This is a genomic window from Amycolatopsis sp. NPDC026612 (assembly GCF_040638285.1).
Lineage (GTDB): Bacteria > Actinomycetota > Actinomycetes > Mycobacteriales > Pseudonocardiaceae > Amycolatopsis.
Genome location: NZ_JBEZYB010000031.1, coordinates 41355 through 54404, shown reverse-complemented (window position 1 = coordinate 54404; position 13050 = coordinate 41355). Strand labels below are relative to the sequence as shown.

At 71.7% G+C, this 13050-nt stretch carries 12 protein-coding genes; 9 read left to right on the top strand and 3 right to left on the bottom strand.

Translation table 11 applies throughout. The annotated features are described in order from the left end of the window. The first annotated feature begins 19 nt into the window (after positions 1 to 19). From AB0F15_RS25865 to AB0F15_RS25855, 3 genes are read left to right on the top strand one after another with little or no spacing between them, the layout of a single operon-like run. A complete protein-coding gene (locus tag AB0F15_RS25865) occupies positions 20 to 838 on the top strand; it encodes a c-type cytochrome (RefSeq protein WP_360275189.1) in 819 nt (272 codons plus the stop codon). After that, entirely contained in the window at positions 835 to 1989 is a 1155-nt protein-coding gene (locus AB0F15_RS25860; RefSeq protein ID WP_360275186.1) for a ubiquinol-cytochrome c reductase iron-sulfur subunit, read from the top strand. Before AB0F15_RS25865 ends, AB0F15_RS25860 begins: the two co-directional genes overlap by 4 nt. Further along, positions 1986 to 3671, top strand: coding sequence for a cytochrome bc complex cytochrome b subunit (locus tag AB0F15_RS25855; RefSeq protein ID WP_360275183.1), 1686 nt, complete (start codon positions 1986 to 1988; stop codon positions 3669 to 3671). The genes AB0F15_RS25860 and AB0F15_RS25855 overlap by 4 nt, the downstream gene beginning before the upstream one ends. Positions 3672 to 3800: 129 nt before the next feature. Here AB0F15_RS25855 and AB0F15_RS25850 read toward each other — a convergent pair whose 3' ends face one another. Together AB0F15_RS25850 and AB0F15_RS25845 are read right to left on the bottom strand one after the other, a co-directional pair. Beyond that, the gene (locus AB0F15_RS25850) at positions 3801 to 4082 is read right to left on the bottom strand and encodes an Lrp/AsnC ligand binding domain-containing protein (protein WP_360275180.1); all 282 of its coding nucleotides are present in this window, start codon (positions 4080 to 4082) and stop codon (positions 3801 to 3803) included. Between the two features lie 216 nt (positions 4083 to 4298). Next, complete coding sequence (locus AB0F15_RS25845) at positions 4299 to 6002, bottom strand: DEDD exonuclease domain-containing protein (protein WP_360275177.1); 1704 nt, start codon at positions 6000 to 6002, stop codon at positions 4299 to 4301. Positions 6003 to 6154: 152 nt separating this feature from the next. Here AB0F15_RS25845 and AB0F15_RS25840 point away from each other — a divergent pair, with 152 nt between their 5' ends. The 4 genes from AB0F15_RS25840 to AB0F15_RS25825 all read left to right on the top strand — a co-directional run bounded on the left by AB0F15_RS25840 (position 6155) and on the right by AB0F15_RS25825 (position 10674). Continuing rightward, a complete protein-coding gene (locus tag AB0F15_RS25840) occupies positions 6155 to 7552 on the top strand; it encodes an NYN domain-containing protein (protein ID WP_360275174.1) in 1398 nt (465 codons plus the stop codon). Between the two features lie 67 nt (positions 7553 to 7619). Further along, the gene (locus tag AB0F15_RS25835; protein ID WP_360275170.1) at positions 7620 to 7877 is read left to right on the top strand and encodes a hypothetical protein; all 258 of its coding nucleotides are present in this window, start codon (positions 7620 to 7622) and stop codon (positions 7875 to 7877) included. A gap of 437 nt (positions 7878 to 8314) precedes the next feature. Beyond that, positions 8315 to 9370 (top strand): NlpC/P60 family protein, encoded by a 1056-nt coding sequence (locus AB0F15_RS25830; RefSeq protein WP_360275167.1) that lies wholly within the window; start codon positions 8315 to 8317, stop codon positions 9368 to 9370. A gap of 146 nt (positions 9371 to 9516) precedes the next feature. Further along, positions 9517 to 10674, top strand: a complete 1158-nt coding sequence (locus AB0F15_RS25825) for a glycosyltransferase family 4 protein (protein ID WP_360275165.1) — start codon at positions 9517 to 9519, stop codon at positions 10672 to 10674. 4 nt (positions 10675 to 10678) lie between these two features. Here AB0F15_RS25825 and AB0F15_RS25820 read toward each other — a convergent pair whose 3' ends face one another. Beyond that, positions 10679 to 11296 carry a uridine kinase gene (locus AB0F15_RS25820; protein ID WP_360275162.1) on the bottom strand — a complete coding sequence of 206 codons (618 nt, stop codon included), beginning with the start codon at positions 11294 to 11296 and terminating at the stop codon, positions 10679 to 10681. Between the two features lie 64 nt (positions 11297 to 11360). Between AB0F15_RS25820 and AB0F15_RS25815 the strand changes: the two genes are divergently transcribed. Next, positions 11361 to 11774, top strand: a complete 414-nt coding sequence (locus AB0F15_RS25815) for an SRPBCC domain-containing protein (protein ID WP_360275160.1) — start codon at positions 11361 to 11363, stop codon at positions 11772 to 11774. 23 nt (positions 11775 to 11797) lie between these two features. Beyond that, positions 11798 to 13012, top strand: a complete 1215-nt coding sequence (locus AB0F15_RS25810) for a cytochrome P450 (RefSeq protein ID WP_360275158.1) — start codon at positions 11798 to 11800, stop codon at positions 13010 to 13012. Positions 13013 to 13050: the final 38 nt, after the last annotated feature.

Below are 13050 nucleotides of genomic sequence, written 5' to 3'. Positions count from 1 at the left end.
CAGCAAGGGTTGCCGCAAGATGACCACCAGCACCAAAAAGTCGGAGCGCCGCTACCGCGCGCGGTCGAAGCTGCGGAGGCGGTTCGCCGGCCTGCTCGCGCTCGGTATCGCGCTGGTGGGCGCCGGCGCCCTGTACGCCGTGTTCGCGCCGGAGCCGCAGACCGCGCAGGCCCAGGGCACGCCGGCGCAGCTGCGCCTCGGCGAGCAGGTCTACAACAACACCTGCATCGCCTGCCACGGCGCGAACCTCGAAGGCGTGCAGGACCGCGGGCCGAGCCTGATCGGCATCGGCGACGCCGCGGTGTACTTCCAGACCTCTTCGGGCCGGATGCCGGCGGCGCGCCAGGAGGCGCAGATCGAGCGCAAGCCGCCGAAGCTGACCGAGGCCGAGATCGACGCGGTCGGCGCCTACATCCAGGCGCACGGCGGCGGCGTCCAGCGTCCCGCCGAAAAGGGCGAGGCCCTGCGCGGCGACGACCCGGCCCGCGGTGGCGAGCTGTTCCGCCTCAACTGCGCGTCGTGCCACAACTTCACCGGCCGCGGCGGCGCGCTGTCCGCCGGCAAGTACGCGCCGAACCTGGACCCGGCCAGCGAAGAGCAGATCTACACGGCCATGCTCACCGGCCCGCAGAACATGCCGAAGTTCTCCGACCGGCAGCTGTCGCCGGAGGAGAAGAAGGACATCGTCGCCTACGTGAAGTCGGTGTCGGACGGCAACAATGACCCGGGTGGTAACGGCCTCGGCGGGGTCGGCCCCGCTTCGGAGGGCGTCATCGCCTTCATCGTCGGGATCGCCGCGCTGATCGGCGTGACGTTGTGGATTGGATCGAAGGCATGAGTGCCGAGGGGCCGAAGCCGCCGTCGGAGGCGGAGCTGGCTGAGATGGACCGTGACCAGCTGGTGAAGCTGGGCGGCGCGCTCGACGGCGTCGAGATCGTCGAGTACCCGACCCCGTGGCCCGTGGAGGGCACCCGGGCGGAGAAGCGGGCCGAACGCCTGGTCGCGTTCTGGTTCGGCCTGTCCGCGCTGGCCGGGATCGGGTTCGTCGTCTCGCTCATCTGGTGGCCATGGCAGTACGAGGCACCGGACAACGAGAGCGGCCACTTCTGGTACAGCCTCTACACCCCGATGCTCGGCATCACGCTCGGCCTGGCCATCCTCGGCCTCGGCATCGGCGTGATCCTGTACACGAAGAAGTTCGTGCCCGCCGAGGTGGCGGTGCAGCAGCGGACCGACGCGGACGGTGCCGGGTCGGCCGAGGTCGACCGCGCGACGATCCTCGCGCACCTGGCCGACGCCGGGCAGCGGAGCACCATCGCCCGCCGGTCGCTGATCAAGCGCTCGGCGATCGCCGGGGCGGGTGCGCTCGGCCTCGCGGCCGCGGCGCTGCCCATCGCGTCCTTCATCAAGAACCCGTGGAAGGACAGCGAGAGCCGCGACTCGCTGTGGCACACCGGCTGGCAGCCGGCCTACCCCGGTGAGAAGGTCTACCTGCGTCGCGACACCGGCAAGCCGATCGAGGGTCCCGACGAAGTCAGCCTGGTCAAGGCCGAGGACCTCGACGCCGGCGCGATGGAGACGGTGTTCCCGTACCACCGGGACTCGGAAAAGACCCCGGAGGCGCTGGCCGCCGCGCTGACCCGCGTCGACAACCCGGTCATGCTGATCCGCCTCCGCTCGACCGACGCCGCCAAGGTGGTCAAGCGGGCCGGCCAGGAGGACTACAACTTCGGCGACTACTACGCGTACACGAAGATCTGCAGCCACGTCGGTTGCCCGACCTCCCTGTACGAGCAGCGGACCAACCGGATCCTGTGCCCGTGCCACCAGTCGCAGTTCGACGCGCTCCACTACGCCAAGCCGATCTTCGGCCCGGCGACCCGGCCGCTGGCCCAGCTACCGATCACGGTGGACGAAGAGGGATACTTGATCGCGCGAGGCGATTTCAACGAGGCCATCGGTCCGGCCTTTTGGGAGCGTAAGTCATGAGTTCACTCACCACGCCGACCAAGGGGTCGAGCCCGGTCGAGAAGGCGCTGGGCGAGGCCGCGAACAACGCCGACCAGCGATACCAGCTGGCCAAGGGCCTGCGGCACCAGCTGAACAAGGTGTTCCCGACCCACTGGTCGTTCCTGCTGGGCGAGATCGCGCTCTACAGCTTCATCATCCTGCTGCTCACCGGTGTGTACCTGACGCTGTTCTTCGACCCCTCCATGCAGGAGGTCGTCTACCACGGCAGCTTCAAGAACATGCAGGGCCTGGAGATGTCCCAGGCGTTCCGCACGACGCTGGACATCTCGTTCGACGTCCGCGGCGGCCTGTTCATGCGGCAGCTGCACCACTGGGCCGCGCTGATCTTCGTCGCGTCCATGGCCGTCCACATGCTCCGGATCTTCTTCACCGGCGCGTTCCGCCGTCCGCGTGAGGCGAACTGGGTGATCGGCGGCCTGCTGCTGATCCTCGGCTGCTTCGAGGGCTTCTTCGGCTACTCGCTGCCGGACGACCTGCTCTCCGGCACCGGTATCCGCGCGACGCTGTCGGGCATCGTGCTCTCGGTGCCGGTCATGGGCACCTGGATCCACTGGGCGCTGTTCGGCGGGGAGTTCCCCGGCGACCAGATCATCCCGCGGCTGTACACGCTGCACATCCTGCTGCTCCCGGGCATCATGCTCGCCCTGGTCGGGGTGCACCTGGCGCTGGTCTGGTACCAGAAGCACACGCAGTTCCCGGGCGTGCGCCGCAAGGAGACCAACGTCGTCGGCGTCCGGATCATGCCGTACTTCGCGCTCAAGGGCGGGGCGTTCTTCACCCTGGTCATCGGCGTGCTGGCGCTGATGTCGGGCCTGTTCCAGATCAACCCGGTGTGGAACTTCGGCCCGTACAACCCGGCACAGGTGTCGGCGGGTTCGCAGCCCGACTGGTACATGGCCTGGGCCGACGGCATGCTCCGGATCTGGCCGGCCTGGGAGGTCTACCTCGGGAACTACACGATCCCGGCGGTGTTCTTCCCCGGCGCGGTCGGCATGCCGCTCCTGATCGGCCTCCTGCTGGCCTACCCGTTCCTCGAGCGGAAGCTGTCCAAGGACACCGCGCACCACAACCTGCTCCAGCGGCCCCGGGACGTCCCGGTCCGCACGGCGCTGGGCGCGATGGCGCTGGGCTTCTTCATGGTCATCGAGCTGTCGGGCTTCAACGACATCATCGCCGACAGCTTCGACATCTCCCTGAACGCGACGACGTGGGCGGGCCGCATCGGCGTGCTGATCGTGCCGCCGATCGCCTACTACCTCACCTACCGGCTCTGCCTGGGCCTGCAGCGGGCCGACCGCGAGGTGCTGGAGCACGGCGTCGAGACGGGCATCATCAAGCGGCTGCCGCACGGTGAGTTCATCGAGATCCACCAGCCGCTCGCCGGCGTCGACAGCCACGGCCACGCGATCCCGCTCGAATACCAGGGCGCGTCCGTGCCGAAGAAGATGAACAAGCTGGGTTCGGCCGGTCAGGCCGTGCCGGGCACGTTCTGGTCCCCGGACCCGGCCGACGAGACGGTGGCGCTGCAGCGTGCCGCCCACGGCAACGGTCACTCCGGTGCCGAGAACGGCCAGCACGGGCAGCACGGCGAGTTCGACTCCGCGGAAACGGCCGCGGCCGCCAAGCAGGCGGACCACTAGCTCCATCCACGACGAAGGCCACCTCTTCCGGAAGGTGGCCTTCGTCGTTTTCTCGGTCTGGTCGTCACGAAGCCAGGGGTGGCCTTCTGCGCCCCTCGAGAGGCGCGGCACGGCCCGCCGGGGGCTCGCTCAGTCCTCCACGCCGATCGAGAAGGCCGATTCCGTGTCGGCGCGGGAGTACGACCGGAACGCGATGTGCGTGACGGTGTCCAGCACGCCCGGCACCTTGCCGATCCGGCCGGGGATCAGGTCGGCCAGCTCCTCGTGCGTGGACACCTTCACCGTGGCGATGAGGTCGACGTCCCCGGCGCACGAGTAGACCTGGCCGACACCCTCGATGTCGGCGATCGCCTGCGCCGCGTCCGGGATCGCGTCCGCCTCTGCCTGGATCAACACGATCGCGGTGATCACCTGGGTCCTCCAAGATTCGTCTGCGGGGTTCGCCCGCGATCCTAGTGAGCCCTGCGCCGCGGTGCGTGCCAGCCAGCGGACGGCGGGCGCGTGGTCTCCGACGGTCACCTGCTCGGCGTGCGCGGGCTGCCGCCGGGCCGACTTCGGCCGTGCGCGGGCCGTCCGCTCCAGACACCGCACCCACGTACGCGGCCGTCCTCACGAGCCGATCCTGCGTCAGCCGACGTGTTCCAGCGAGTGTGCTCCGGCGACCAGATTCAGCCAGCCCTGCCAGCCCGCCACCGCTGCCGGCTCGGCCCAGGGGCGGGTGGTGCGGACCAGCCGGACTCCCGGTCGGGCCAGCCAGCGCAGCAGCACCCCCACCTCCTCCGGGGGCGCGCCGTGGAGGGGGCCCGGCTCCGGGAGCACCGTCTCCGCCGAGGCCACCAGCGCCTCCACCACCGGCATCGGCGGCACCCCGCGCCGCGCGACGCCCGCCGACGCCAGCCTGCCGTAGCGGATCACCGCCAGCTCCCAGCCGCCCGCTCCGTCCGGGGCCGCCGCGATCAGCTCGCCGATCGAGGCCAGCGATGACTGGCGGTGGGCCCTTCCCAGTGCGCGGATCAGGCCGGCCAGCTCGTCGCGGTGCCGCGCCGCCTGTTCGTAGTGCTGCGCCGCCGCCAGCCGCTCGACGTGCGCCGCCGCGGTGTGCAGGGGGCGGCCGTCCAGGCCCGCGATCAGCCCCGACACCGACTCGACCGCCGGGCCGTACGCCTCCACGCTCTGCCGTCCCGCGCACGGCGCTCCGCACCGCCCCAGCTCCGCCAGCACGCACGGGGTCCCGTTCGCCGACCGCGGCGAGATCCGCTGCGTGCACGTCCGCAGCCCCGACGCCCCGGCCAGGGTGTCCGCCGTCGTCCGCGCGTCCGCCTGGTTGCGGAACGGGCCCAGCACGCCCGGCCGCGGCAGCCGGACCACCGACAACCGCGGGAACGCCTCCTCCGTCAACCCGATCCACCAGCCTTGGTGCCGGTTCTTCGACCGCCGGTTGTAGGCGGGCCGGTGCGCCGCGATCAGCCGCAGCTCCCGCACCTCCGCCTCCAGCGCGTGCGCGCACACCACGTGGTCGACGCGCTCGGCCAGCGCGACCATCTCCCGGATCCGGCTCCGCCCTTCCGAACCCGTGAAGTACGTCCGCACGCGGCGGCGCAGGTCCTTGGCCGTGCCGACGTACAGGACCTCGTCCTTCGGGCCCTTGAACAGGTAGACGCCCGGAGCCGACGGCAGGTCCGCTGCCAGGTGCCGTTTCGCCCGCTGGGCGACGGTCACCTCCGGCAGGTACCCCATCAGCTCCTCGAGCGAGTGCACGCCCAGGTTCCCGACCCGCTCCAGCAGGCCGTGCAGGACGTCCACCGTCGCCCGCGCGTCGTCCAGCGCCCGGTGCGTGGGCCGCGTCCTGGCCCCGAACAGCAAGGCGAGCGCCGTCAGGTTGTACCGCCCGACCTCGTCGCGCGGCACCACCCGCCGCGCCAGCCGGACCGTGCACACCACCGTCGGCTTCGGCCACACGTACCCGTGCCCCTCGCACGCCGCCCGCATGTGGGACGTGTCGAAGCCGGAATTGTGCGCCACCAGCACCGCACCGCCGATGAACTCCAGGAACGCCGGCAGCACCTCCTCGATCGGCGGCGCGTCGTAGACCATCGCCTGGGTGATCCCCGTCAGCGACACGATCTGCGGCGGGATCACCATCCCCGGGTTCACCAGCGTCGCGAACTCACCCAGCACCTCGCCTGCGCGGACCTTCACCGCGCCGATCTCGGTGATCCCCGACGGCCCCGGCGGAGCCCCGGTCGTCTCGAGGTCGAAGACCACGAAAGTGGTGTCCCGCAAAGGGGTTCCGAGCTCGTCGAAGGCGAGCTGAGCCTGGACCGGAAGCATGGGCGGGACTCTAAGGGCCACCCCCGACATTTTTGCCAGGGCTGCCCCACGCGACCGCCGCTCGTCCGGGACGCCGCCCGCGGATTCGCCGGCCGGGTGCGGTCCGTGTGGCGCGCGGGGCGGGATGCGGGGGCGGGGCCTACCCTGGACCAATGCACCCGCAGCCGCTCGTGCCGGAGCCACCAGGGGACCCCGTCGGTCCCTCGGGCGTGGCGTCGCGCGCCGAGCAGGCCGAGGAGCCCGCCGACCAGGCCGGACACCCCGAACCCGCCACCTGGCCGACCCTGCCCGAACCCGTCCGCGACCGCATCGCCGAGCTCGCCGCGGCCGCCGTCGCCAAGCTGCCGGCCACCGACGTGCCCCGCCAGCTGCGGCCCGTCGCCAAGTTCGCCCCGGCCAAGCGCGCCAAGCTCGGGGGCGCCGCCCTGCTCGCGGCCCTCGCCGACTCCGCGCAGTTCCGGACCGCCGTCATCGAATGGCTCCGCGAACACCGCACCGACGCCCTCGACCCCAACGCGACCGACTCCATCGCCGCCGCGGCCGCCGCCGTCCTCCTCGGCGAGTCCGGGGCCGCCGGGCGTGTCCGGCTGGTCGCCAAGAACGCCGGGGAAAACGCCCTGCGCGCCGAACGCGACGCCGCGCTCGCCCGCACGCAGCGGCTCGAGGCCGAGCTCGCCCAGGTCCGCGCCGAACTCGCCGAGGCGAAGCAAGCCGCCGAGAGCGTCCGGGGCGAACGCGAAGGCGAGGTCGAGAAGCTCCTGAAGCGCCTTCGCGAACAGGGCGTCCAGCTGCGCCAGGCCAGGGACGCGGCGGTGGCGGCCGCCACCGAGGCCGAACGCGGTTCCGCGGCCCGGACCGACGAGATCGCCGCTCTCACCGCCCAGCTCCAGCGCGAACGCCAGCGCGTCGCCGGCGAACGCGCCCGCGCCGAACGCGCCGTCTCCGACGCCGAGGTCGCCCGTCAGTCCGCTCGCGAGGCCCGGCAGGCCGACGAGGTGCGGCTGGCCCTGCTCATCGACACCATCGACGGCGCGGTCACCGGTCTCCGCCGCGAACTCGCCCTCGGCGCCCGCGGCGCGCGCCCGGCGGACATGGTCCGCGGCGCCAGCTCCGGCACCGGTCAGGGCGGCAAGATCGCCGACGTGTCCGCGCTGGACCGCTACCTCGCGCTGCCCAACGTGCACCTGATCGTCGACGGCTACAACGTGACCAAGACCGGCTACCCCGAACTCGCCCTCGCGGACCAGCGCGACCGGCTGATCCACCAGCTGTCCGCGCTGGCCGCGCGCACCTCCGCGGAGGTCACCGTCGTGTTCGACGGCGCCGGCGTGCTCTCCGTCCCCGCCTCCGTGCCCCGCGGGGTGCGGGTGCTGTTCTCCGACCGCGGGGTCCTGGCCGACGACGTGATCCGCAACCTCGTCGCGGCCGAGCCCGCGGGGCGGCCCATGGTCGTCGCGACGTCCGACCGCGCGGTCGCGGACTCGGTGCGGGGCCGCGGTGCCCATCCGACGCCGTCGTCCGTGCTGGTCAGCCGCCTTTCGCGAGTGTGACCGAACCAAAACTGTCGGTGGTGACCCCTACCGTGTGGAGCAGCAGTTCCCACGTGAGGAGGACAACATGACCGACGCCCCGGACCTGTCCGAAGTGGACGTCTCGCACATCGCCGTTTCGGACATCGAGAACCTCGTGGTCGATTGCGACCGCTGCGTCGTGCGCGGCATCTCGTGCCACGACTGCGTGGTCAACGTCCTGCTCGGCGCGCCACCCGCCGTGGTGTGGGACGCCGACGAGCGGCGCGCGGTCGACGCGCTGGCCGAAGCCGGAATGGTGCCCCGGCTGCGCCTGGTCGAAGAACCGATCCGGCGCACCGCCTGAGTTGCCCGTTTCGTGTCGGCGCGCCGAATGGTCGATCCCATCGGTGAACGGTCAGTAGTCGAAATGCGCCCTGAAGAATCCCCAGCGTGTAACGCCCATCACATGTTTTCTTCCCTGCTGGTCCGATGGTGTTCAGCGGCGTCACACACGGTTTTTCGTCGCCGGGTGGTGGACGTGGTCGCGGTCTTTTCGTAACCTGTCCGAGATCTCGTGGCCCACGGCCGTCGATGGTGGCGGCGACGCGAGATCGCCGCCGGACGCAGCTTTGTCGGGAAGCTGGGAACCGGAACCACCACCGCGTGCATTCCCTGTTGCGGCTCGTGTTGCCCCAAGCGGCACGAACCGCGCGCGAGTGGGGGACAACGGCGAAGAGGACTCCCCGGCCTCTTTGCCCCGGTCCCGTCGGCGGCCGAGACGCAAAGGAGACCCGCGCGACCGTGCAGTCGCATCCAGTCAGGCGCGTGGTGTCAGGTGCCCTCGCAGCGGTTTCGGTGATCACCCTCGTCACCTTGGCCCAGCCGACGGCCATCGCCGCCCCCGTCCCCGTTCTCCAGACCCCACCCACCGGCTCCGACGCCCTCGCCAAGTACCGCGACCTCGCGGCCCAGGCCGAGAAGCTCAACGAAGACCTGCTGTCGGCTCAGGACGACCTGAAGAAGAAGCAGGGCGAGCTCGACAAGGCCACCGGCGACGTCAACGCGGCCAAGGAACAGGCCACCAAGGCGTCCGAGGGCCAGAAGAAGTACCAGACCGAGGTCGACAAGTTCGCCGGTGCGTCGTTCACCAGCGGTGTCCAGCTCAACAAGCTGTCGGCGCTGCTGGCGGGCACGTCCACGCAGGACTTCCTCGACCGTTCCTCGGCGCTCGAGGTCATCGCGACCGGCAAGAACGCCGCGATGGGCAACCTCACCGGCGCCGTCCGCGAGGCGACCGACGCTGCCGCCAAGGCCAGCGACGCCGCGAAGCGCGCGCAGGACGCGCGTGATGCCGCGGCCAAGCTGACCCAGGACATCCAGGCCAAGCAGAAGACGCTGCAGGACCAGATCGACCAGATCGACGCGGCCAACAAGAACCTCAGCGCGTCGGACAAGGCGGTCCAGAAGGACCGCGGCGGGGTCGCGCCCACCGGCATCAAGGCCCCGACCGCGGCCGCCCAGGCGGCGGTCAACGCCGCGCTGAGCAAGCTCGGCAGCGCGTACGTGTACGGCGCCACGGGCCCGATCAACTTCGACTGCTCGGGCCTGACGTCGTGGGCGTACAAGCAGGCCGGGATCACCATTCCGCGGACCAGCCGCGAGCAGTCCACCTTCGGCACCGCGGTGCCGCGGGACCAGCTCCAGCCGGGCGACCTCGTGTTCTTCTACTCGCCGGTTTCGCACGTCGGCATGTACATCGGCGACGGCAAGATGGTGCACGCGCCCGACACCGGTGACGTCGTGAAGATCTCGCCGCTGCAGAGCCAGTACGCGGGAGCGCGCCGCCCGACGGCGTGACCTCGCAGCAGCACAGCACCCCGGAGGGGCGGTACCGCACACGCGGTGCCGCCCCTCCGGCGTCGGTGTCGTCCGAGGCCCGCCTCGGACCGGGGGCTTCGCCACCCGGACCTCCGGACGGACAGGTGGCGGCTAGCCTTTGGGGCGTGCTCCGGACTCTGCTCGTGACCAACGACTTCCCGCCCCGGCCCGGGGGGATCCAGAACTACCTGAACTCCCTCGCTACGCGGCTGCCGGCGGACGACCTGGTCGTCTACGCACCGTCGTGGGAGTCGCGGACGGGGTCGCACGAGGAGTTCGACGCCGAGGCGCCGTTCGAGGTCGTCCGGCACCCGACGTCGCTGATGCTGCCCACGCCCGACGTCCTTCGCCGGGCGAAGCGGATCATGCGGGCGCGGGACTGCGAAGCCGTCTGGTTCGGTGCGGCCGCGCCGCTCGCGCTGCTGGCCCAGCCGCTGCGCCGGGCCGGGGCGCGCCGCGTCGTGGCGTCGACGCACGGTCACGAGGTCGGCTGGTCCATGCTCCCGGCGTCGCGGCAGGCGCTGCGGCGCATCGGGGACACCGTCGACGTCGTCACCTACGTCAGCCGGTACACCCGCGGCCGCTTCGCTGCGGCGTTCGGCGCGATGGCCGGGCTGGAGCTGCTGCCGTCCGGGGTCGACACCGAGGTGTTCCGGCCGGATCCGGCCGCGCGCGCGGAGATCCGCGCCCGGCACGGCCTCGGCGACCGGCCGACCGTCGTCTGCGTGTCCCGGCTGGTTCCGCGCAAGGGCCAGGACCAGCTGATCCGCGCGCTGCCCGTGATCCGCGAGCGCGTTCCGGACGCGGCACTGCTGATCGTCGGCGGCGGCCCCTACCGCGCGAAGCTCACCGCGCTGGTCACCGAGCTGGGCCTGGAGCGCGACGTCGTGCTCACCGGGTCGGTGCCGTGGGCCGAACTGCCGGCGCACTACGCGGCGGGCGACGTCTTCGCGATGCCCGCGCGCACCCGCGGCAAGGGCCTCGACGTCGAGGGCCTCGGCATCGTCTACCTGGAGGCTTCGGCGACCGGCCTGCCGGTGGTCGCGGGCAATTCCGGCGGGGCGCCCGAAGCGGTGCTCGACGAGGTCACCGGGCACGTCGTCGACGGCCGGGACGCCGGCCAGCTCGCCGAGACCCTCGTCAGCCTTCTCTCGGACCCGGTGCGCGCGCGCCGGATGGGCGAGGCCGGGCGGGCGTGGGTGAGCGAGAACTGGCGGTGGGACGTCCTGGCGCAGCGGCTGTCCGGCCTGCTGGACGGCGATCCGGTGGCCGCCGTCCGCTGAGTCCCTACGGGAGGTGGAGCGCGGGGTGCCGCGGATCGTCCACCCGCACCACGACGTCGGCGAGCGCGCCCGGGCCGACCTCCGTCTCGTAGCGTTCGTACGCCGGGACCGCCCAGGCTTCCGGTACGCGGCGGCGCAGGGCAGCGGGGGAGAGCCACAGGTGCACGGCCAGGTCGAAGGCCAGCCCGGCACCGAGCAGCAGTTCGCCGTCGACGAGCACGACCCCGCCTTCGGGCACCGGCACCCGCTCGGCGCGGGTCGCGCGGTCGCGTTCGGCGTCCCACAGCGACGGCAGCACCTCGCCGGAACCCTTCAGCGGATCCAGAACTTCGCGGCGGAGGGCGCCGAGGTCGAGCCAGTCGGTGTAGCGGGCGTCGGGGTTCGTGCGGCCGTGTTCGAAGCGCAGGGACGCGGGACGCAGGAAGTCGCGCGCCGACACGCGCAGGGTCGCGCGCCCGCGCAGGCGCAGGGGGTCGACGAGGGCGTCCGCGAGTTCCGTGGTTTCCGTTGCCCCCGAGGCGCCGTCGACGGCGACCGCGATCCTGCGGCGCCCGGCGAGTGCGTCGATGCGTTCGGCCAGTTCTTCGGCCAGGACGGCGGGGGAGATCGGGCGATAGCGCACGGGTACAGATCCTGCACCCGGGCCGGGGGACCTTTTTGTCGTACCCCGGTGGGAGGATGCGGACATGACTTCTTCAACGGGGAAGACAGCCGATGTGGGGTGGAACATCGGCGTTTCGCGGACCCTGCCCTACCCCGCCGGGACGGTCTGGGACTTCCTGGTCAGCCGCGAGGGCGTCGGCATCTGGCTCGGCCCCGGTGTCGAGCTGCCGCGGGAACCGGGTGCGGAGTACGAGACGGCGAACGGCACGGTCGGCGAGATCCGCAGCTTCGCCGACGGCGACCGGGTGCGGCTCACGTGGCGGCCGAGCGACTGGGACCACGACTCCACCGTGCAGGTGCGGCTCAGCGGCTCGGGGGCCAAGACGACCTTGCGGTTCCACCAGGAATGGCTTGCGGACGCGGAAGAACGCGAGGAACAACGGGCATACTGGCAGGACGTGACCGAGCGCGTCGTGGCGGCACTCGCCGAACGCTGACGTGGTGAGCACCGGGGGATGACATGACGACCGACGAAATCGTCGAGGTGGCCGAGGACTTCGCGCAGGACGCGCACCTGTTTTCGGAGATGCTGCGCGGGGGCGGCCCGGTGCGCCGGGTGCGGATGCCGCGCGGGCTGCCGTGCTACCTGGTCACCGGGTTCGCTGAGGCGCGGGCGCTGCTGGCCGATCCGCGGCTGCAGAAGAACAGCGGGCGCATCCGCGAGCTGTTCGAGGCGAAGCTGCCCCCGGACGCCCCGCAGAACGGCTTCAGCCTGGGGCAGGACCTGAGCCAGCACATGCTCAACTCGGACCAGCCGGACCACACGCGACTGCGGAAGCTGGTGAACAAGGCGTTCACCGCGCGGACGGTGGCCCGGCTGCGGCCGCGGGTCGAGGAGATCACCGCTGAGCTGCTCGACGCGCTGGCCGGGCAGGAACGGGCCGATCTGGTGACGTCGTTCGCCGCGCCGCTGCCGATCACGGTGATCTGCGAGCTGCTCGGCGTGCGCGAAGAGGACCGCACGGAGTTCTCCGGCTGGTCCAGGACCTTGCTGAGCGCGGCGGTCCGGCCGGAGGAGGTGCAGGCCGCGGCGTCGAACATGTTCGGCTACCTCACCGGCCTGATCGCGCAGAAGCGCGCCGAACCGGCCGAAGACCTGCTGTCGGACCTGGTGCACGCGAGTGACGACGGGGATTCGCTGTCCGAGACCGAGCTGGTGTCGATGGCGTTCCTGCTGCTGGTCGCCGGGCACGAGACCACGGTCAACCTGATCGCGAACGGCGTGCTGGCGCTGCTGCGCGAGCCGGCGCAGCTGGCCCGGCTGCGCGCGGAGCCGGAGCTGCTGCCGGGCGCGGTCGAGGAGTTCCTGCGCTTCGACGGCCCGATCCACCTGGCCACGCTGCGGTTCACCGTCGAGCCGGTGGAGGTCGGCGGCGTGACGATCCCGGAGGGCGAGTTCGTGCTGGTCTCGCTGCTGGGCGCCAACCGCGACGCGGAGCGCTACCCGGAGCCGGACAGCCTGGACATCACCCGCGCGGCAACCGGCCACCTGGCATTCGGCCACGGCATCCACTACTGCGTGGGCGCACCCTTGGCCCGCCTGGAGGCGGAGATCGCACTCGGCGGCCTGCTGGCGCGGTTCCCGGACCTCGCGCTGGACGCCAAGCCGGACGAGCTGCAGTACCGGCCGAGCTCCCTGGTGCACGGGTTGGAGACGCTGCCGGTCCGGTTGTGAGGGCGCTTCGGGTCGGGAGCGAGGGGATGGGGCGGGCC

What these genes read in the sequence shown, in the direction of transcription:
- AB0F15_RS25865 (WP_360275189.1), top strand. Translation starts at nt 20, where the DNA reads ATGACCACCAGCACCAAAAAGTCGGAGCGCCGCTACCGCGCGCGGTCG.
- AB0F15_RS25860 (WP_360275186.1), top strand. Translation starts at nt 835, where the DNA reads ATGAGTGCCGAGGGGCCGAAGCCGCCGTCGGAGGCGGAGCTGGCTGAG.
- AB0F15_RS25855 (WP_360275183.1), top strand. Translation starts at nt 1,986, where the DNA reads ATGAGTTCACTCACCACGCCGACCAAGGGGTCGAGCCCGGTCGAGAAG.
- AB0F15_RS25845 (WP_360275177.1), bottom strand. Translation starts at nt 6,002, where the DNA reads ATGCTTCCGGTCCAGGCTCAGCTCGCCTTCGACGAGCTCGGAACCCCT.
- AB0F15_RS25840 (WP_360275174.1), top strand. Translation starts at nt 6,155, where the DNA reads ATGCACCCGCAGCCGCTCGTGCCGGAGCCACCAGGGGACCCCGTCGGT.
- AB0F15_RS25835 (WP_360275170.1), top strand. Translation starts at nt 7,620, where the DNA reads ATGACCGACGCCCCGGACCTGTCCGAAGTGGACGTCTCGCACATCGCC.
- AB0F15_RS25815 (WP_360275160.1), top strand. Translation starts at nt 11,361, where the DNA reads ATGACTTCTTCAACGGGGAAGACAGCCGATGTGGGGTGGAACATCGGC.
- AB0F15_RS25810 (WP_360275158.1), top strand. Translation starts at nt 11,798, where the DNA reads ATGACGACCGACGAAATCGTCGAGGTGGCCGAGGACTTCGCGCAGGAC.